This is a genomic window from Tundrisphaera macrotermitis (assembly GCF_051175315.1).
In the GTDB taxonomy this organism is placed as follows: Bacteria; Planctomycetota; Planctomycetia; order Isosphaerales; family Isosphaeraceae; genus Tundrisphaera.
In genome coordinates this window covers 1,115,005-1,134,465 of record NZ_CP195100.1, presented here as the reverse complement: position 1 = coordinate 1,134,465, position 19,461 = coordinate 1,115,005, and the positions used below count along the sequence as shown (strand labels likewise).

At 69.3% G+C, this 19,461-nt stretch carries 16 protein-coding genes; 7 read left to right on the top strand and 9 right to left on the bottom strand.

What is annotated here, in order from left to right:
- Positions 1–39: 39 nt before the first annotated feature.
- From TA3x_RS04915 to TA3x_RS04895, 5 genes are all read right to left on the bottom strand, one after another.
- On the bottom strand, positions 40–1,263 hold the full coding sequence (locus TA3x_RS04915) for a PLP-dependent aminotransferase family protein (RefSeq protein WP_435018990.1): 1,224 nt from the start codon (positions 1,261–1,263) through the stop codon (positions 40–42).
- Positions 1,264–1,420: 157 nt separating this feature from the next.
- Complete coding sequence (locus TA3x_RS04910) at positions 1,421–2,806, bottom strand: protein tyrosine phosphatase (RefSeq protein WP_435018989.1); 1,386 nt, start codon at positions 2,804–2,806, stop codon at positions 1,421–1,423.
- A 112-nt stretch (positions 2,807–2,918) separates the two neighbouring features.
- The gene (locus TA3x_RS04905; RefSeq protein WP_435018988.1) at positions 2,919–3,881 is read right to left on the bottom strand and encodes a lysophospholipid acyltransferase family protein; all 963 of its coding nucleotides are present in this window, start codon (positions 3,879–3,881) and stop codon (positions 2,919–2,921) included.
- A 53-nt stretch (positions 3,882–3,934) separates the two neighbouring features.
- The gene (locus TA3x_RS04900) at positions 3,935–4,195 is read right to left on the bottom strand and encodes an acyl carrier protein (RefSeq protein ID WP_435018987.1); all 261 of its coding nucleotides are present in this window, start codon (positions 4,193–4,195) and stop codon (positions 3,935–3,937) included.
- On the bottom strand, positions 4,192–5,451 hold the full coding sequence (locus TA3x_RS04895) for a beta-ketoacyl-[acyl-carrier-protein] synthase family protein (protein ID WP_435018986.1): 1,260 nt from the start codon (positions 5,449–5,451) through the stop codon (positions 4,192–4,194). The genes TA3x_RS04900 and TA3x_RS04895 overlap by 4 nt, the downstream gene beginning before the upstream one ends.
- Positions 5,452–5,720: 269 nt before the next feature.
- Here TA3x_RS04895 and TA3x_RS04890 point away from each other — a divergent pair, with 269 nt between their 5' ends.
- Positions 5,721–6,587, top strand: coding sequence for a fumarylacetoacetate hydrolase family protein (locus TA3x_RS04890; protein ID WP_435018985.1), 867 nt, complete (start codon positions 5,721–5,723; stop codon positions 6,585–6,587).
- A gap of 23 nt (positions 6,588–6,610) precedes the next feature.
- Here TA3x_RS04890 and TA3x_RS04885 read toward each other — a convergent pair whose 3' ends face one another.
- A complete protein-coding gene (locus TA3x_RS04885; protein ID WP_435018984.1) occupies positions 6,611–6,928 on the bottom strand; it encodes a hypothetical protein in 318 nt (105 codons plus the stop codon).
- 625 nt (positions 6,929–7,553) lie between these two features.
- On the opposite strand from TA3x_RS04885, the gene TA3x_RS04880 reads away from it, so the two are divergent.
- From TA3x_RS04880 to TA3x_RS04870, 3 genes are all read left to right on the top strand, one after another.
- Positions 7,554–8,990, top strand: coding sequence for a PEP-CTERM sorting domain-containing protein (locus TA3x_RS04880; RefSeq protein WP_435018983.1), 1,437 nt, complete (start codon positions 7,554–7,556; stop codon positions 8,988–8,990).
- Between the two features lie 166 nt (positions 8,991–9,156).
- Positions 9,157–9,894, top strand: a complete 738-nt coding sequence (locus TA3x_RS04875) for a lysophospholipid acyltransferase family protein (protein ID WP_435018982.1) — start codon at positions 9,157–9,159, stop codon at positions 9,892–9,894.
- The gene (locus TA3x_RS04870) at positions 9,894–10,907 is read left to right on the top strand and encodes a phosphotransferase enzyme family protein (RefSeq protein WP_435022295.1); all 1,014 of its coding nucleotides are present in this window, start codon (positions 9,894–9,896) and stop codon (positions 10,905–10,907) included. The genes TA3x_RS04875 and TA3x_RS04870 overlap by 1 nt, the downstream gene beginning before the upstream one ends.
- On the opposite strand, the gene TA3x_RS04865 is transcribed toward TA3x_RS04870, so the two are convergent.
- The 3 genes from TA3x_RS04865 to prpB all read right to left on the bottom strand — a co-directional run bounded on the left by TA3x_RS04865 (position 10,897) and on the right by prpB (position 14,752).
- Entirely contained in the window at positions 10,897–11,706 is an 810-nt protein-coding gene (locus TA3x_RS04865; RefSeq protein ID WP_435018981.1) for a TIGR00282 family metallophosphoesterase, read from the bottom strand. The two genes, TA3x_RS04870 and TA3x_RS04865, sit on opposite strands and share 11 nt — an antisense overlap.
- 40 nt (positions 11,707–11,746) lie before the next feature.
- Positions 11,747–13,303, bottom strand: a complete 1,557-nt coding sequence (gene rny, locus TA3x_RS04860; protein ID WP_435018980.1) for a ribonuclease Y — start codon at positions 13,301–13,303, stop codon at positions 11,747–11,749.
- A 543-nt stretch (positions 13,304–13,846) separates the two neighbouring features.
- A complete protein-coding gene (prpB, locus tag TA3x_RS04855; RefSeq protein WP_435018979.1) occupies positions 13,847–14,752 on the bottom strand; it encodes a methylisocitrate lyase in 906 nt (301 codons plus the stop codon).
- 206 nt (positions 14,753–14,958) lie between these two features.
- Here prpB and TA3x_RS04850 point away from each other — a divergent pair, with 206 nt between their 5' ends.
- The 3 genes from TA3x_RS04850 (at position 14,959) to TA3x_RS04840 (ending at position 19,380) form a co-directional block, all read left to right on the top strand.
- A complete protein-coding gene (locus tag TA3x_RS04850) occupies positions 14,959–16,638 on the top strand; it encodes a glycosyltransferase (protein WP_435018978.1) in 1,680 nt (559 codons plus the stop codon).
- A gap of 29 nt (positions 16,639–16,667) precedes the next feature.
- A complete protein-coding gene (locus TA3x_RS04845) occupies positions 16,668–17,792 on the top strand; it encodes a glycosyltransferase (protein ID WP_435018977.1) in 1,125 nt (374 codons plus the stop codon).
- A 166-nt stretch (positions 17,793–17,958) separates the two neighbouring features.
- Positions 17,959–19,380, top strand: coding sequence for an MBOAT family O-acyltransferase (locus tag TA3x_RS04840; RefSeq protein WP_435018976.1), 1,422 nt, complete (start codon positions 17,959–17,961; stop codon positions 19,378–19,380).
- The last annotated feature ends 81 nt before the right edge of the window (positions 19,381–19,461 follow it).

The following is a 19,461-nucleotide window of genomic DNA, read 5'->3' as shown; positions in this document are numbered from 1 at the left end:
GGGCCGCCCCATCCCCAACCGCCACCGAACCGAGCCGGACTAGCCGACCGGGTGCAAGCATCCCGAGAGCGAGGCCGCCAGCCTCCGCACCCCCTCGACCAGGTCCGCCTCGCTCGGGACGCCGAAGCAGAGCCGCGCGTGGTTGGTCGCGGCCGGCACCGGCTCATCCGGGAAGGCGAACGCGCCGGGGATGTACAGCACCCCCTGCTCGACGCAGCGGTGCATCACCGGCCCCTTCATGCTCAGGTCGACCCCCTCCGGGGCGGTCAACCAGACGAACAATCCGCCCTTGGGACGGGTCCAGGTGACCTCGCCTTCGAGCAGGGCGAAGTGCTCGTCCATGGCCGCCAGGAAGATGTCGCGCTTCTCGCGGTACATGGCGATCAGCCCCGCCAGGTGGCGATCATAACTGCCATCGGCGAGGATCCGCCGCATGACCTGCTGGTTGACGTTCGAAGTGCCGAAATCGTGATTGCCCTTGAGGTCGAGCAGGGGGGCGACCAGCGGGGCCGGCAGCACGCCGTAGCCGAGCTTCATGCCCGGGCTGAACGTCTTGCTGAAGGTCCGGGCGTAGATCACGGTCTCGCCCTCGGGGTCGTGCCGCCAGATGCTCTTCGGCTCGGCCCCTTCGTAGTTCAGGCCGCGATAGGCGGCATCTTCGAGGATGTAGATCGGGGCGTGTCTGGACCAGCGCCTCACCACGTCGACCATCGGCCCCCGACGGTCCTCGGCCAGGCTGATGCCGCTCGGATTGGCGTGCTCGCAGACGGTGTAGATGAATTTGACGCGGTGGAGTTGCCCCTCGGCCTCGATCGCGGCCAGGGTCGCCTCCAAGGCGTCGAGCTTCATGCCGCCCTCGTCGATCCCGACCCCGATGACCCGCGCCCCCCGGGTCTGGAGGACGCCCAGGAAGACGAAGTAGGTCGGCGACTCGACCAGGACGATGTCACCCGGGTCGATCAACATCTCGGTGACCAGGTAGAGAAGCTGCTGCGACCCGTTGGTCACGACCACCCGGGGGGCGATCGCGGCGAAGGCCCCCGGCTCCACGCCCTCGCCCCGCTCCAGGTGCGCCACGATCTCATGGCGAAGACCCGGATCGCCCTGGGTGGTCCCGTACTGGAGCGCCTTGCGGCCCGAATCCGGGTCGGCGAACAGGCCGTCCGCCACGCGAGCCGCCGCCTCGACGGGGAGGCTCTGATGATCGACGAAGCCGGCGGCCAGCGAGATCAGCCCGGGATTGGCCAGCGCGGTCTGCATCATCTCGGAGATGACCGGCGTATCGGTCCGGCTCGAAGATGCACTCAGGGGTGGGCGGGACGATTTCATGGGGAAGGCGCCAGGAACAGGGGGCCAGGACCCGGACGGGTCGATCGGTACTCTAGCGATTGTCCGGGGCCCGTCAAGGCCGGGGGTTTGTTCATGGCCTGACAACCGCCGGGGAGTCCTGGGTTCGGGCCGACACGCGATTTGCCGGGGCCTCGCCCCGCCACCCCGGTTGCGCATAAGGGTCGGGAGTGCCGTTGATCCACCGAGGGAAGTTGCGGGCGGTCGGGTCGTTGGCGAACCGCTCCGGGTTGCGCGAGGGCAGCTTCCGGTTGTACTGGAGCATCACGACCGCCTTGGGGCGGGTCCCCCGATGGCGTTCGATCTCGCGGTAGATGTCCGCCATCGGCTTGCCTTCGACCAGGAAGCGATAAATCCCCATCCAGGCCGGGGTCCGATCCATGCACCCGTGGCAATGGACCAGGATCGGCCAGGCGGACGGATCCTGGGCCAGGCGGAGGGTCTCATCCAGGAAGCGGTCGGACTCCATCCCGTCGGCCGGACTCCCCAGATAATGGATGCCGTTCTCGCGGGCGAACCGGAGTTCATCCTCGTGCCGGGGGCTGCGCTGGGGCGAGGTCTCGTCGAACAGGTTGATGATCGTGCGGAAGTGGAGCCGCTCCTGCTCGATCTTCAGGCCGGTGTAGGTCGGCATCGCACTCATGTAGATCCGCCCGGGGACGATCGCCCTGAGCCTTGAGAGCGGCCGATGGAGCGTGACGACGCCCAGGCCGATCAGCACCGTGCCGGCCCATCCCGCCGCGAGGCCGAGGGCCAATTTGCGATGAGGGATCACCACGCCGACCGGCCGCAGCCGGATCAGGGCGAGGACGAAGGCCAGAACACCCAGGTCGAAGGCGCACCGGGGCCAGTACCCGGCCGGCTCGACCCCCGGGAACTCGACCTGCCTGAGGCCGATCAGCACCGCAGCGGCCATCAAAAGCCCCAGCACCCCCCGGGCCCGCCCGTCGGACGCCAGCGCTCCGAGTCGGTGTCGATTCCGGCCGATGTTCGCCGCCGCGACCGCAGCCAGGCCCAGGCCGGCCGCGACCAAGGCGATGCGGAGGGACAGGGGGGCGGCCGGATCGAAGATCTCCCGCCATCCCAGCCCATGCCAGCCGTCGAAGGTCGGCCCGGGCGTGGACGCGTGCCAGAACAAACCCACGGCGATTGCGGCCGAGGTCGGCCAGAGGGCCGGGGAGTCGCCACGGTGGAGGCGGAAAATGATCCCGGCCAATGACAGGACGAGCCCGCCAGTGGACAGGTACAGGGCGATCCGGTCGAGCGTGTCGCCCGGCTCGGCCAGGCGATAGGCCCCCGGCGGCAGGGCGCTGAAATAGGGGCGGATCACCCGGGGGAAGTCGGTGTCCCTGGCCTCGGAGAAGTCCACCGTGTGCCAGATCGCGATCGCGGCGACCGCCCCCAGGACCAGCCATGGCCAGCCCCGCTTCACGAACGCCCTCGCCTTGCCGTGCAGCATCGCGCACTCCTCGTCGACCCGTGTCCGAATCCATTCGTACCGTGGCCGAGCCGCGGAGGGAGTGGTCTACCGCGACCGGGCGGATCGGGCAACCCCGAACGCGCGGCTCCGGTCAGGCCACCGTCTCCGGTCGCTGCTTCCTCGGAGCCTCGACCCCGGAGGCGGCGGGGGAGGTCCAGTAGAAATAATCGTTGCTCTGCTCGGGGTGGAGACGCACCTGCTCGGTGATCAGGTCGAGCGCATGCTGGACATAGGTGGAGGCTTCGCCGTTGCGCGGGGCGTCTGCCGGGACGTGGAAGCTGGGGAGGAAGTCGAGGATGTAGCGTCCCCTGTCGTCGGGCCGGGCGAAGACCGGGACGATGGGGGCCCCGGTCATGGCAGCCAGGACGATCCAGGTCGTGGAGAACTGGTAGGTCTTGCCGAGGAAGTGGCCGGGGGCGGTGTGGCCGCCGTGCCAGCGGACGTCCGAGGCGATCTTCAGGACCATGCCGGCCTTCAGCACGCGGGAGGCCCGGAGGATCGAGCCGGCGGCCTCGGTCGGCGTCGATCGCCGCGAGATGAACAGCTTCTCCTGGCCGAGCGGCCCATCGGTGCGGAACTGCTGGCCGAGGTACTTCGACACGTTGCGCGGCCGTTCGGAGAACAGCCGGAGGTCGTAGCCCTGGCGGAACAGCCAGTGCGACGACGTCATGTGCGATCCGAAGTGGTTGGCCAGGAGGATGGCCCCGCGCCCTTCGGCCAGGGCGGCGTCGAGATGCTCCTTGCCGTGGACGATGAACCGATCCAGGGCCTTCCGGTCGGACATCCCGTCGAGCAGGCGGTCGCGGGTGCGCCAGGTCACCAGGCCCGAGGAGAGGCGACGCGCCACGGCGCGGTCGTCCCAGGCCCGATCCAGCTCGCGCCGGGCTCGGGCGACGACCTCGGCATAGCGATCCTTCTGGCCGGGGACCAGGGCGTAATCGACCCACCCGATCCAGTCCAGGAACGCCGCCGAGAGCCGCGCCGGCCAGAGGCGGAGAATCGGGAGGATCACGCGCAAGATGTGCTTCTGCAAGCCCACCCAGTGATGCGGCATATCCTCATCCTTCCGTCGGTCCAGGGCGACGCGGGGCCTTGAGTCGGTGCGACTCAGGCCGCCGCCGCCGTCTTCGTCCGGGCGGCCACGAATTTCGCCAGGTCGCTCACGCGAGACAGCCCCGGCATGTCCTCGACGTCGATCACGACGCCGAAGCGATCCTGCATCTCGACCACGATCGAGAACAGGTCGAGCGAGTCGACGCCGAGGTCTTCGATCAGCCGCGAGTCGTCGCGGATCGCCACCTCGGACGGGATGCGGGCCACCGTGCGGACGATGGTGGCGATCTGGGCCAGCAGGTTCGGCTCGATCATCGGTCCCCCCTTGCGAGGATCAGGGCGTTATTCGTCCCGCCGAATCCGAACGACGCGCTGAGGACCGCCTCCAACTTGGCCGGGCGGGCCTGATCGGGCACATAGTCGAGATCCAACTCCGGGTCGGCCCGGTAGTTGATCGTCGGCGGGATGATCTGGTCGCGGAGCGCCCGGACGCAGGCGGCCGCCTCGATCGCGGAGGCCGCCCCCAGGCCATGCCCGAGAGCCCCCTTGATCGAGCTGATCGCCATCCGCCGGGCATGGTCCCCGAACACATCCTTGACCGCCTGGGTCTCGACCCGGTCGTTGACCGACGTGCTGGTCCCGTGCGCGTTGTAGTAATCGATCCGGTCGGGGGCGAGCCCCGATCGTTCCACGGCCACCGCCAGGCAACGGGTGATCCGTTCGCCGTTGGGCATGGCCATGTGATAACCATCGGTATTCAGGGCCCATCCGGCCAGGATCGCCTGGACCGGGAGCCCGAGTTCTCGGGCCTTGGCCTCCGTGGCCAGCACGACCATCCCAGCCCCTTCGGCCATCACGAACCCGGCCCGGTCCTCGCTGAACGGGCGGCTGGCCTGGGACGGGTCCTCGATCGAGCGATCGCCCGCCCGCCGGCCGCACAGGGCCTTCATCGTGGCGAACCCGTTGACGATCATCGGCGTGAAGGCGCTCTCGGCCCCGCCGCATACGGCGATGTCGGCCTCGCCGGACCGGAGGAACATCGCCCCCAGCGCGATGGCATGGCCGCCCGTGGCGCAGGCGTTGGCCGGGGCCATGCTCGGCCCGTAGAGGCCCAGGTGCTGGGCGACCTGGCCGGCCGCCTGGTTGATCAGCAGCCCCGGCACGAGGTAGGGGCTGGCGGCCAGGTTCTTCCGCTTCGACGATTTGACCTGCTCGGCCTCCAGCAGGTCGAGCCCGCCGAAGGCCGAGCCGACAACGATGGCGGCGCGATCCGGGTCGAACTGTCCGGAGAGGCGGTCGAGCCCGGCATCGGCCCAGGCCGCCCGGGCCGTGGCCATCGCCAGGTGGATCGAGCGGGCGGCGAGCCGCGACACGGCGGGGTCTTCGCCGGCCGACCCGGGTCCGAAGTCCTCCACCATGCCGCCCAGGTCGACCAGGTACGATTCCGGGGCCAGCTGGGCATGGCGCTTGATCCCGGATCGGCCCGCGAGCAGGCCTTCCCAGGTCGCGTCCATGTCCCGCCCCAGGCAGGTCGTGGCCGAATGCCCTACCACCACAATGCGATCCGTCATCCGCCGCTCCCTGGCCCCGCCCGGACGATGGTCGGGGGGCCGCCTCCGCGATGTCTCGCACCGATCCGGTCGACCGCTCCAATCCTGATTATCGTCAAAATCGCCGTGCAACTTAAGGTCGGTTCCGAATTTCTCGAAGTTCCGGGATGGGCCGATCCCGCCGATCCGGCAGATCGCCCGGTTGACGCGGGCATGTGGCCCGAGTAATCAGGAATCGATCCCGGGCAACCGCCCCGACCCAAACCCTTGCCCACGACGGGGCCCCGACCATGCAACTCGCGCGATTCGCCACCGCCACCGACCCCACCCCGCGCGTCGGCCTGATCGAGGCGGACGGCATCCGCCCAATCGGGCCCGATGGCTCCCTCCTGTCCGACCTCCTCCATCTCGAAGACCCTTCCCCGGTCCTCGCCGCGTGGCTGGAGGGGGCCACGATGTCGCCCTTGGACCTCGCCTCGGTCCAGCTGCTGGCCCCGATCGATGCCCAGGAGGTCTGGGGGGCCGGGGTCACCTATGAGCGGAGCAAGACCGCCCGCGAAGAGGAGTCGGAGCGGGCCGCGACCTTTTATGACCTGGTCTACCGCGCCGATCGGCCGGAACTCTTCTTCAAGGCGACGCCGAGCCGAGTGGTCGGCCCCGGCCAGCCGATCCGGGTCCGCCAGGATAGCGCCTGGTGCGTCCCCGAGCCCGAACTGGCCCTGATCATCTCCCCGTCGCTTCGGATCGTCGGTTATACGGTGGGCAACGACGTGAGCGCCCGCGACATCGAGGGGGTCAATCCCCTCTACCTGCCGCAGGCGAAGATGTACGATGGCTGCTGCGCCCTGGGGCCGGTGGTGACGCTGGCGGGGGCGATGCCCCGCGCGGATGACGCAGCCATCCGCCTCGAAATCGAGCGGGATGGTCAGATCGTCGTGGAAGGTTCGACCTCGACCGCGAAGATGGCCCGCCGGTTCGAAGACCTGATCGCCTGGCTCGGGCGGGATAATCGGTTCCCCGGCGGGTTGATCCTCCTGACCGGCACCGGGATCATCCCGCCGGACGACTTCACGCTCAAGCAGGGGGACCTGGTGCGGATCACGATCGACGGGATCGGCACCCTGGTCAACCCGGTCGTCCAGGGCCCGATCGCCTGAGCGGGGCACCCTTCGGAGATCCGTCAGTTCGGCTTGGATGCCGAGGGGGCGGGAGATGCGGACGGGGCCGGATCCGGGGTAGCGGGCTGGACCTCGGAGTTCGGCGCCGTCACCTCCTCCGGCTTCGACATGCTGCCCTTCTGGCCGGGGTCGGGAAGCTTGGGGAGCGGCGAAGGGACGATGAACGGTTCGGGGGCCTGGATGTTCGTCGGCTTCGACGCGGATGCCGTCGGCTCGGGGGACGTGTGGCCGGTCGCCTCGGTCGCGGGCTGCGTGCCGCAACCGGCCAGGCCGAGGCCCAGGGTCATGGCCAGGAGATTGGCCCTGCAGATGACGGCCATCAAGCCTCTCCGTGATCGTTGAAAGGGATTTGCTTACCGAGATCATTAAGAAGGAAGGGCCGCGGCAATGGGTCGCGTTCGACCGGCCGACGCACAGGTCGATCGGTCGATGATGCAACCCCCGGCCCCCGATCCCGCGTCACGATGATAGTCGCCCCGCCGTCCGATCTCAACCCGTCGCGTCACGCACGGACCGGTCCCCCCGGGGATCTCTCTGGGGCCATTTCCCTGCGTCGCCGGTCTTGGAAACGATTTCATGATCCGGGCGGATGTCATGTAAAAACCGCCTCGATTTGGAGAAACGACAAATTCAACCTCGCAAGATCGCGATATTCGTCAAAATCCGGATATTCGCGCAACTAGGGAATGCGGTGGCGTCTTCGCAAGGTTGCGGTCGCGATCACGCGGCGTCGGCGGATTGATTTTGCGGCGTTGGCACTCACCATGCACTCGCAAGCCATTCGACTCGCCCGTCAGGGATGGAATCCCCTTCCATTCGCCCCAATTCGCCAGTGATATCGAAGCCAGCCCACCCCATTCCCTGGTCATGATGACCTCGTGAGGGATCGGGTGAAGCGAGATGCCCGGCCGGCATCTCGCCCAGGATCCGAACAGGAGGTTCTCGATGGCCGCCACCAATCGAATCGCCCTTTACCTCTGCCTGCTCGGGTGCGTCGGCCGTCCGGCGTTTGGTGGGGCTATCAACCCGGTGCAGGGCACGGCCACGCCCGAGACGCCGCCGACCCCGGGGGAACCCCGGCTGGCCGTCTCCTCGGCGACCGAGGCCATGCTCAATCCCAGGACCGATGGCGGGACGATCGCGGCGAAACCCGGCCCGCCCCGGAACGAGCTGCGATTCAACTACCGTCCGGTGGGCGTCGCGCCGATCGACGAATCGGAAGAATCCCGCGGCAACAAGCCCGCGGACTCGGCCCCGGCGGCCTCGACCAGCACGCCCCCGACGATCACCTCGACGCCGTCCGCCCCTTCGACGAGCCACGCCTCGTCGACCGATCCGGCCGTCGCGACGAAGGCGGGCGAGGCCCTCAAGGTCGATGGGCACCTGGAACTGGCCGTGACTTCCGGCGGCTCGCCCCTGGCCTCTCCGTCGGCGAATAGCAACCCGGCCTCGTCCTCATCGGCCTCCTCCCCGAGCCACTTCTCGCCGCTCAATTCGTCCTCCGCCACGCCCTCGACCTCGACTACAACCTCGGGGCTGTTCGCTTCGCCGAACGCCACGTCGGGCCATTCCCTGTCGTCGAACCCCACCGCGACGGCGGCCACGAACGCGGCCGCCCTGGCCAGCCGGTCGGCCGCGGCGTCCGCCCCGACGGCCCCGACCGAGGTCGCCGACGCCTACCTCAACTTCGGGTCCGGCCCGTATGCCGAGGCGAAGACCCTGACCACCGGAGATGCGAAGCCCTGGTACACCAGCCCGGTCGTGTCCCGCGCTTATGGCGGATCGACCCCCGACGCCAAGGATCGGGCCTCGTTCGAGTCCAAGGTCGTCTCGACCGTCGAGAAGACCTACGAGAAGGCCGGCGTCCCGGTCCGGCTGACCACGGACCCTTCGGTCGACGCGGCCCACATGTTGAGCGTGGTGGCCAACACCCAGGCCACCGCCAATCCCAACGCGATCGGGATCGCCAGCGTGGGCTTCAACGGCTTCACGTTCGTCGACAAGTTCACCGAATCCCGCTCGCCCGACGACCTCGCCACGGCGATCGGCCACAACGTCGCGCATGAGCTGATGCACACCTTCGGCATCGCCGACCACCCCGAAACGACGGGGGACGCCGTGGACGCGGCCACCGCGAGCTGGTCGAGCCTGAACGATCCCAACGCCTCGTTCAGCCAGTCCGCCGCCAACCAGCTGTCCACGCTCAACTTCCGGGCGACCGACGATCTCCTGGCCTCCTCGGCCGGCACCCAGCCGATCGTCGAGAGCGGCCAGGAGGCCATGCCCGCCCCGGTCCCCGAGCCCTCGACCGTGGCCCTGTGGGCCCTGGCCGGCACGCTCGGGATCGTCCTTCGGCGGCGTGCCCGGGCCTCGGCCCGCTGAGCGGGCGCGGGGGCCGATGCGAGATCGGCTCGTCCCTCGCATGCCGCCTTCGATTCGATTAGATTGATCCTTCCGGGGGAGCATCGCCTCCCGGACGACGGCCGCCCCGAACCGGGCGGCCGATCGACGATCGCCCCGAGCCGTCCGCCCCTGGATGAGTCGATCGATGAGCCCCTGGCTGCCCCTGGCCCTGTCCGCGACCCTCCTGATCCTCCCCCGATTCCTGCGACCCCCGACGGCGCCGACCTGGGAATTCCGGGGGTTCCTTGCTTTCCTCTGGTATCTCAACGCGGCGTATTGCACCCTGATGCACCGGCTGCAAGGGGATCCGTCGACCTTGCCGCCGACGGGGCCGGCGATCCTGATCGCAAACCACACCTGCAACATCGACCACTTCCTGCTCCAGGCGGGGACCGGCCGGCAACTCGGCTTCCTGATCGCCCGCGAGTTCTACGACTACTGGGCCTTCCACCCGTTCTGCAAGATGATCGGCTGCATCCCGGTCAATCGCGACGGCCGCGACCTCGCCGCGACCCGCGCGGCCCTGCGGGCGCTGGCCGACGGGCGGGTCGTGCCGGTCTTCCCCGAGGGGCGGATCACGCCCAGTTCGGGGCGGGAACTCGGGGAGGGGAAGCCCGGGGTGGCCTTCATCGCCCTGCGGGCCAAGGTCCCGGTGGTCCCCGCCTACATCTGGGGGGCCCCCCCGTCCAAGAAGTTCCTGGTCTCGCTCTGCAGCCCCTCGCACACCCGCATCCTGTACGGGCCTCCCATCGACCCTTCGTCTTTCGTCGCGGAGAAAGGGCACGATGCCGAGCGGGCGGCGATCACTCGCACGACCGAGATCTTGATGGGGGCCCTTGAGGACCTCCGCCAACGCGCGATCCGGGAGGATCGGGCCGGGTGATGGCCTCCCCGGACCACTTCGCCTGGCGCGAGGTCCTGCGGCGCTACCCGCCCGATTGCCGCCCGATCGGCGAGGTCGAGGCCCTGGGCAGTGCCGGGGGATTCAGCGGATCGCGCCTTTGGCGGATCGCGTCGCCGAGAGGGATGTTGGTCCTCCGGGCGTGGCCCAGGGATGGGTTCCGATGGACGACCCTCGATCGGATCAACGCCTGGCTTCGTTCTGCCGAGGCCCTTCCGTTCGTGCCCGTGCCGATCCGCTCCTCGGACGGACGGACTTCGATCGAGGCGGCCGGCCGGGCCTGGTCCCTGACTCCCTGGATGCCCGGGGAGGCCGATCCGATTCGTCCCCCTTCGCCCGATCACATCCGGGCCGGCTTCGAGGGGCTGGCCGCATTCCACCGCCGGTTCGCCCCGGATGTCCGGTCGACGAGCCCCGGGATCGCCGACCGCCTGGCCGACCTCGAACGCTGGATCGGGGGGGATTTCGCCCGGATCCGCGGCCTCCTGCGGTCGGTCGGCTCCGATCCGCGCTCCGACCTGACGCGGGCGTGGGTGGAGCGGGCGATGCGGAAGGCACCGGTCCTCCGGGGCCTGCTCCTCTCGGCGAGAGATCTGGCGATCCCGGTCCAGCCCTGCCTCCGCGACGCCCGGCCCGACCATTTCCTGTTCGACGGCGGGCGGCTGACCGGCCTGATCGACTTCGGGGCGATGGGGATGGAAACCGTCGCGGCCGACCTGGCCCGGTTGATGGGGGAATGGCTCGGCGCCGACCTCCCGGCCCGCGCCCTGGCCGAGGCTTCGTATCGGGCGATCCGGCCGCTCGACGACGGGGAGGCCCGCCTGATCCCGGCCTTCGAGGCGGCGAACGCGGTGCTCGGGGCGGGCCGATGGGCCCGGTGGCATTTCTTCGAAGGACGCCGGTTCGAAGATCCCGATGCCGTGGCCGAGGGGCTCCGCCGCTGCCTCCGCCGCATGGACGAGGCCGAGCGGCTCGCCGGGCCGTTCAGGACATGAGGCGGCGGGTCTCCTCCTGATCGACCGAGACCCGGCGGATCGAGAGGGCCTGGCCGGTCTCGGGATCGACCGAGACCACGGCGCCGCAGAGTCGGGGGTCGCCGGTGGCGACGTCGTAGAAGTGGGGGACCAGCGTCAGGGTCGAGGCGATCACCCGGTCATAGCGGCGGCCGAGGATCGAGTCGTAAGGCCCGGTCATGCCGACGTCGGACTGGAACGCGGTCCCCTTCGGCAGGATCTGGTCGTCCGCCGTGGCCACGTGGGTGTGGGTGCCGAGGACGGCGGAGACCCGCCCGTCCAGGTAACGCCCAAGGAGTTGCTTGTCGCTGGTCGCCTCGGCATGGACGTCGACCAGGATCACCTTGGCCTGGGGGCCGATTTCTTCGAGGATCCTGTCGGCCGCGCGGAACGGGCAGTCGACCGGCTTCATGAAGGTGCGGCCCATGACCGTGAAGACGCCGACCATCGTCCCGTCGCGGGCCCGGACCACCGCCGACTCGGCGCCCGGGGCGTCGGGGGCATAGTTGGCCGCCCGGAGGATGTTGTCATGGCGGTCGAACAGGGTGAAGACTTCATCCTTGCGATAGGCGTGGTCGCCCAGGGTGAAGACGTCCACGCCGGCGTCGGCCAGTTCCTCGTGGCATTTGATGGTCAGGCCCGACCCGCCGGCCGAGTTCTCGGCGTTGCACACCACCAGCCCGAGTTCCCACCGGTGGATCAGCCGGGGCAGGGCCTGCGACACGATCTTGCGGCCGGGAGCCCCGACGACGTCGCCGATGAAGAGGATGTTCAGGGGCATGGGGGCCTCGTCTCGTGTCTCGATGCCATCCGATCCGGCCTCATCGGGCGAACTCGACGGTGCGCGTCTCGCGGAGCACGGTGACCTTGACCTCTCCGGGATAGGTCAGCTGCTCCTGGACCGCCTTGGCGATGTCGCGGCAGAGCTTCGCCGCGGCCTCGTCGCCGAGGCGGTGGCTGTCGGCGATCACCCGGATCTCGCGGCCGGCCTGGATCGCATACGCCTGATCGACGCCCGGGAAGCCGCAGGCCAGGGCTTCCAGGTCTTCCAGACGCCGGACGTACTTGTCGAGTGTTTCGCGGCGGGCGCCCGGGCGGCTGGCACTGATGGCGTCGGCGGCCGCGACCAGTACCGTGTAGGGCGTCTCCGGCCGGAGGTCGTCGTGGTGCCCGAGGGCCGCGTGGACGACCTCCTTGGGCTCGCCGTAGCGCTTGGTCAGCTCGCCGCCGATGGCGGGGTGGCCGCCTTCCATCTCGTGATCGGCGGCCTTGCCGATGTCGTGCAGGAGTCCGGCGCGGCGGGCCAGGGCCCCATCCAGTCCGATCTCCTCGGCGATCAGCCCGGTCAGGTAGGCGACCTCGATCGAGTGCCTCAGGACGTTCTGGGAATAGCTGGTGCGGAACTTGAGCCGGCCGAGCAGGTCGAGGAGCTTGTCGTGGAGGCCGGGGACGTTGGCCTCCTGGGCGGCGACCCGGCCGATCTGGCGGATGTGCCGCTCCATCTCCTCCTGGGTCTCGGCGACCACCTCCTCGATCCGCGTCGGATGGATGCGGCCGTCGAGGATCAGCTTCTCCAGGGCGAGCTTGGCGGTCTCGCGGCGGATGTTGTCGAAGGCGGATACGATCACGATGCCCGGGGTGTCGTCGACGATCACGTCCACGCCGGTCGCCTTCTCGAAGGCGCGGATGTTCCGGCCTTCCCGGCCGATGATCCGCCCCTTCATGTCGTCGGTCGGGATGTCGACGGTGCTGACGGTGGTCTCGGCGGTGTGGCCGGCGGCGTAGCGCTGGATCGCGGTGGCAAGGATCTCGCGGGCCTTCTGGACGGCGGTTTCCTTGAGTTTCTGCTCGTGCTTCAGGATCAGGCCGCCGACCTCGTGGCTCAGCTCGTCCTCGATCTCGCGGAGCAGGAGGTCTCGGGCCTCGTCGCGGCTCATCTGGCCGATCCGGTGCAGGGCCTCGCGCGAATCGGCCAGGGCCTGGCGGATCTCCTGATTGCGGCGGCTCAGCTCCTCCTGCTGCTCGGTGAGGTAGCGCTGGACCGTCTCGAAGTCGCGTTCCTTCTTGTTGATCAGGTCGAGCTTCTGGTCGAGCAGGTCGGCGCGTTTTTCGAGCCGGCGCTCCTGCTCGCGGATCCCGACGCGGAGGGATTCCGCCTCGGCGTCGAGCGCCTCGCGGCGGCGGCTGGCCTCCTCGCGCGACAAGATATCGGCCTCCTTGCGGATGGTATCGGCCTCGCGTCGGGCGTCGTCGAGGATCGCCAGCGCCAGCTCCCGGGCGGTCTTGGAGCGGGCCCGGGCGTAGAGCGACAACGAGCCGGCGCCGCAACCGATGCCGACCAGCCAACCGATGAGACCCGCGAGGGTTTCCCCAACCACGTCCGCCCTAGCCTTTCCTTGGGATGAGCCGCGACGTGCACCGGCATCCGGGCGGCCCGTCGGCAATCGGGGCGGCGGGGCCGCTCCGATCGACGATTCGACGGGGCCCGGATGTCTTCCGGCACGAGGCAACGACCCGGGCGGGGTCGGATCGACCGATCGCCGGGTCGCGGAGGCTTCGGAGTCGGCCGGGTCGGGGGAGGGGATGGCGTGACGGGGCCGGGCCGAACCGAGCGACCCAGGCCACCATCCAGGCCCATCCAATCCACGTCCCGAGGCCGAACACTCCGAGGTCCTTTCGCGAGGCGGGGAATGCGAAATCGTCCCGGCCGCCGTGCGGGCCCGGGCCGGGTCGGCCGGCCGGACCCGGCGTTGCCGGGGACGATGGAAAGTCGTCGATCGTCGAACCGGTCGGGGTCGAAGGCTTTCCGCGACGTCACCGTCGGCGGTCGGCGCCCCGCCCGGCCCCGCGGGCCCCACCTCGATCATCGAGTCGGGCCCATTGCGGGCTAACTTCTCATCCTAACAGAACCGGACCCGACTTCAACCGGCCGCCCCGGCGTCCGGCCCGCCCGCGGAACCTGGGCCACCGAAGTAGGACCGGTCGCGGGCCTCCCAATCGGCGTAACCCAGGATCTCATAAAGCTCGGCACGGCTCTGCATCCGATCGAGGAGGCCGCGTTGCGTGCCCTGGTCGCGGAGCACCCGCAGGGTCTCCTCGGCCGCCTTCATGGCCGCCCGGAAGGCGGTCAGCGGGAACAGGGCGATCCGGTAGCCCATCGCGCCCAGCTCGTCGACGGAGAGCAGGGGGCCGCGGCCGAACTCGGTCATGTTGGCGATCAGCGGGGCGGGGACGGCGCTGGCGAACCGGGCGAACTCCTCGGCCGACTCCATGGCCTCCGGGAAGATCATGTCCGCACCGGCATCGAGGTAGGCCCGCGCCCGATCCACGGCCGCGTCGAAGCCCTCGACCGACCGGGCGTCGGTCCGGGCCACGATCACGAATCCCGGATCGCGGCGGGCGGCGACCGCGGCGCGGATCTTCGCCGCCATCGCCGACGCGTCGATCACCGACTTGCCGGTGAGGTGGCCGCACCGCTTGGGCAGGACCTGATCCTCCAGGTGCAGCCCCGCCGCCCCGGCCGCCTCATAGAGCGTGACCGTGCGCTCGACGTTGATCGCCTCGCCGAATCCGGTGTCGGCGTCGCAGAGCAGGGGGATCGTCGCGGACCGGGCGATGATCGCCGCCTGCTCGGCGAACTCGGTGAGCGTGAGCAGGCCGATGTCGGGGAGTCCGGCCCAGCCCGCCGACAACGCCCCGCCCGAGAGGTAGATCGCCCGGAATCCGAGCCGCTCGGCCATCCGGGCCGCCAGGGCGTTGAAGACGCCCGGCATCGCGATCGCCCCGCCCGCCCAGGCCGCCCTCAGCCGATTTCCCGCCGTATCCATGATCTTCGGCCCCCGTCCCGTCGAAAAGCATCCCGATCCCGACATCGTCGCAGATCCGGCCGGTGATTGCCCGGGGCGTCGGGCCGCGATCGGCGCAACCGTCATTGGGATTGACCGATATGGGGGGTTGGGCTAATTTTCGCACGGATCCACCGTCATGATGCATCGAAGGGAATCGATGCCTCGGCGATGGAGCGGAGACCGCCATGATGGTGCCGATCAGCCGACGCGGGGCCGACCCCCATTCAGGCGCGGACACGCGACCGATCGCGTTCCTCGTCAGCACGACCGGGGCGGCCAAGGGGATCAAGACGTCGCTCGGCACGCCGGCCTACTCCTACTTCTTCGTGTTCCAGGCCCTGGCCCCGGTGCTGGAACAGTTCGGCAAGTGGACCCTGCTCGACCGGCCCGAGAGCAGCCTCCCGTTCGTCGCGGCCCGCGCCGAGGCGGACGGTTTTCGGCCCGTCCACCTGGCCATCCACCCGCCCCAGGACGTCTACCTGACGCCGGCGGTCCCGAACATCATCTTCCCGTTCTGGGAATTCCCGGACATCCCCGACCGGGACTTCGATTACGACACCCGGCAGAACTGGGTTCGTGTTTCCAATCGCGCCGACCTGATCATCACCGCCTGCCACTTCACCGCCGACGCCTTCCACCGGGCCCGGATCAAGACCCCGGTCGCGGTGGTCCCGGTGCCGCTCCAACCCGAACATTTCCAGGTCCCGGACTGGGATCCTGACCACGCCTGGACGCTCACCTGCCGCCATGTCGCCTGGGGTAGGCCGAGTCCGCAGGATGAGGCGCCCGCCGTCGAGGCGGCCGATGCGGTCGAGGCGTCGAGCACGCCGAAGCCCCGGCGGTCGTGGAAGTCGCGGGCCTACGGGGCGGGGCGCGGCCTGTTCCGCAAGGCTTATCCCTGGCTGGGCAGCCGGACCCTGGAGCGGGTCGCGCGGGCTCGGCACTACCTGGTCGCGTCGGCGGGGTTCTGCCCGCAGACCATGGCGCCGCTGCCCGGGCCGAAGCCAGGCCTGGTCCGGCTCGCCTACGCCGTGGCCCGCGACCAGTATCGCCGCCGGGTCGCCCGCTGGCTGAGCCCGGAGGCACTGTCGAAGATCACCCGGATCAAGGCCCGGGCGCTCCGGGTCGTGGGCCGAGAGCCGATCCTCGCCCCGGACCCGCTCCTCCCATCGACGCCCCTGACCCTGGGCGGGCTGGTGTTCGCCAGCACGTTCAACCTGGGCGACCGCCGGAAGAACCACGTCGACCTCCTGTCGGCGTACCTGCTGGCGTTCCGCGACCGCCAGGATGCAACGCTGGTGATCAAGCTGGCGACCAGCCCGGCACGCGAGCACCACGAGATCGGCACGTTCCGGAAGATGTACGAGGCGCTCCACATTCGCCACGAGTGCCGCCTGGTGGTGATCACGGACTTCCTGACCGACCAGCAGATGCGCGAGCTGACCCGGGCGACGACGTTCTACGTCAACACCAGCCGCGCCGAGGGGGCCTGCCTCCCCCTGCAGCAGGCCCTGGCGGCCGGGAGGCCGGCGATCGCCCCCGACCATACCTCGATGTCCGACTACATGGACGAGTCGGTCGGGTTCGTGGTCGGCTCCCATGACGAGCCGACGTGCTGGCCCCACGACCCGGAATTGCGGACCGAGACGACCTGGAAACGCCTGATCTGGTCCGACCTCCGCGACGGCCTTCTCGAAGCCGCCGCGATGTACGACGACCGGCCCGAGGACTATCGCGCCATGGCCGACGCGGCCCGCGCGAGGATGGCCGCCTACGCCGGGCGCGAGGTCGTCACCCGGGCCCTGAGCGAGGCCCTCGAACACCTGCCCGAGGTCCAGACCGGCCGCTTCGCCTGGGCGTCATGACCGATCACCCCGGAACGAGGTCCGAATCGATGATCCACGGAAGAACCGATCGCGAACCGGCCGCGCCGGTCTATGTCGACGCCGGCCCGTTCAGCTATTCCCGGCTCACCGGGCTATCCCGCTACACGGCCCGGCTGGCGCTGGCCCTGTCGTCGCGGGTGCCGGTCCGCTACTTCAGCGAGGGGCAGGAACTGCTCCCGCCGCCCGGCCGCGACACGTCGCTCGATCAGGATCTGGCCCGCTGGTCGCGGAAGGTCTGGCGGAGCCCGAGGCGTCCGCTCGACGCCGTGCCGGAGGGGAGCCTGGGCCTGTATTGCACGCTCCGGCCCGAGGAACGCCTGTTCCCGATCGAAGCCAGCGTCCTCCACGACTTCAGCCCGTACACGGTGCCGCACACCCACCTGGAGTCGACCCGGAGGATGTTCGGCGACTTCTTCGCCCGGACCCTGCTCCGGTCCGACTTCGCCCTGGCCGTGTCCGAATCGACCAAGGCCGACGCCGCCTGGCTGTCGCCGATGGACCCAGATCGGATCATCGTCGCCCCCTCCGGGCCGAGTCTCTGCGTCGAGTCCCACGCCCATCGGTCGGCCGTCCGGCGCCGGCCCGACGTGGGGCTGGCCGTCTCAACCCTGGAACCGCGCAAGAACGCACGGTTCCTGTTCGACTGGTTCCGCGAGTCCTCGGCCCTGCCCGAGAAGGCCGAACTCTGGTGGGTCGGCCCGGTCGGCTGGCTGTCGTCCCGCCGCGAGTTCGGCGCGTTGACGCGGGGCGGCCGGCGGATCCGGTTCCTGGGCGTGGTCAGCGACAAGGCCCTGTGCCGTCTCTACCAGGCGGCCGGCTGGACGGCCTACCCCTCGCTCTATGAAGGGTTCGGCTTCCCGGTGCTCGACGCCCTGCGTCATGGCGCCCCCACGCTGGCCGCCGCGAACAGCTCGATCCGCGAGTTCTCCTCGCCGGGCCTCCACTTCTTCGACCCGACCGACCCGGCCACGCTCGACGACGCCTACCGGGCCCTCGACGCCGGCCGGGGGGAGCCGATCCCGGTCGGGCCGCTCGACGACCTCTACCGCTGGGGGAAGGTCGCCGACACCCTGCTGGAAGCCCGCGCCGGCCTCCAGGGCCGGCCGGCCGCCTCCAACCCGCTCGCGGCCTGATGGCGGGCCGGAATCATCGAAGACCGGGGCACATCGATCCGATACGAAGGTGGGTCGATGATGCCCGAGATGCCCGATCGACGAGCCCCGGGACGATTTCCCCCGTTCACCGCGCGGCGTCTCCGAGCTGAAGGAGGCCCGGCCAACCCGAGGAAGAAGGCAAGGAATGCTGTTCAATTCCTGGAAATTCGCATACTTCTTCGCGTTATTGTTCCCGACCTACTGGACCCTGGCACGATTCCGCCAGGCGCAAAACCTGCTCTTGTTGCTGGCCGGCTATTACTTCTACGCCTGCTGGGAGCCCAAGTTCCTCCTGCTCCTGATCCTCTCGACGATCGTCGACTATGCCTGCGGGATCGCCGTCGATCGCATCGAGGGCCCAAAGCAGCGCAAGGCGTTCGTGATCATGAGCATGGCCCTCAACCTGGGCATGCTCGGCTACTTCAAATACTACAACTTCTTCGCCGACAGCCTCCAGGTCGCGCTCGATCGGGCCGGGTTCCACGTCCCGCTCTCGCACCTGGAAGTGGTCCTGCCGATCGGGATCTCGTTCTACACATTCCAGTCGATGAGCTACGTCATCGACGTCTACCGGCGCGAGATCAAACCGACGAGGAACCTGCTGGAATTCGCGACCTTCGTGTCGTTCTTCCCGCACCTGGTCGCCGGCCCGATCATGCGGCCGACCACGCTCCTGCCGCAGATCGCCAACAAGCGGACGTTCAACATCGACCAGTTCTACCAGGGCTGCTACCTGATCTTCTGGGGCCTGGCCAAGAAGATGGTCATCGCCGACAACCTGGCCCCGATCGTCAACGACCTGTTCGGCCGCTGGCAGACGATCGATGGAGGGTTGGCCCTGCTGGCGATCTACGCGTTCGCCTTCCAGATCTACTGCGACTTCTCCGGCTACACCGACGCGGCCCGCGGCATCGCCAAGTGCCTGGGCATCGAGCTGGCCTTGAACTTCAACCTGCCCTACTTCGCCACCAGCCCGCAGGACTTCTGGGCACGCTGGCACATCAGCCTGTCCACCTGGCTGAAGGACTACGTGTACATTTCGCTGGGCGGCAACCGCGGCGGGACGGTCGCGACCTATCGCAACCTGATGCTCACGATGATCATCGGGGGCCTGTGGCACGGGGCGGCCTGGACGTTCGTGATCTGGGGGACGTACCAGGGGGCGATCCTGGTGGGGCACAGGCTGCTCAAGCCGGTGCTGAACCGGGTGCAGCCGACCTCGCCCGTCGATCGCGCCTGCTGGACCGGGGTGCGGATGATCGCGACGTTCCACCTCGTCTGCCTGGGCTGGCTGATCTTCCGCGCCGAATCGGTCGAGCAACTGATGGGGATGATCCACGCGATCACCCATCGGCCGGCGTTGCCGACCGCCCAGTACCTGCTGCCGGTCATGGTCATCACCATCCCGCTGGTGCTGGTGCAGTTCGCCCAGTACGCGGCCAAGGACCTGGACGTGGTGGCCCGGACCCCCTGGTACGTCCGGAGCGTGTTCTACACCGCCTGCTTCTACGCGATCGTGCTGGGCGCCGAGTTCGGCGGCGGGCAGTTCATCTACTTCCAGTTCTGATCGGCGAGGCCGTTCCTGATGGATGGTGTCACGCCCGATCGACCCGATCCGACCCGCAGCCCCGAGGGGCGCGTCCTCCGA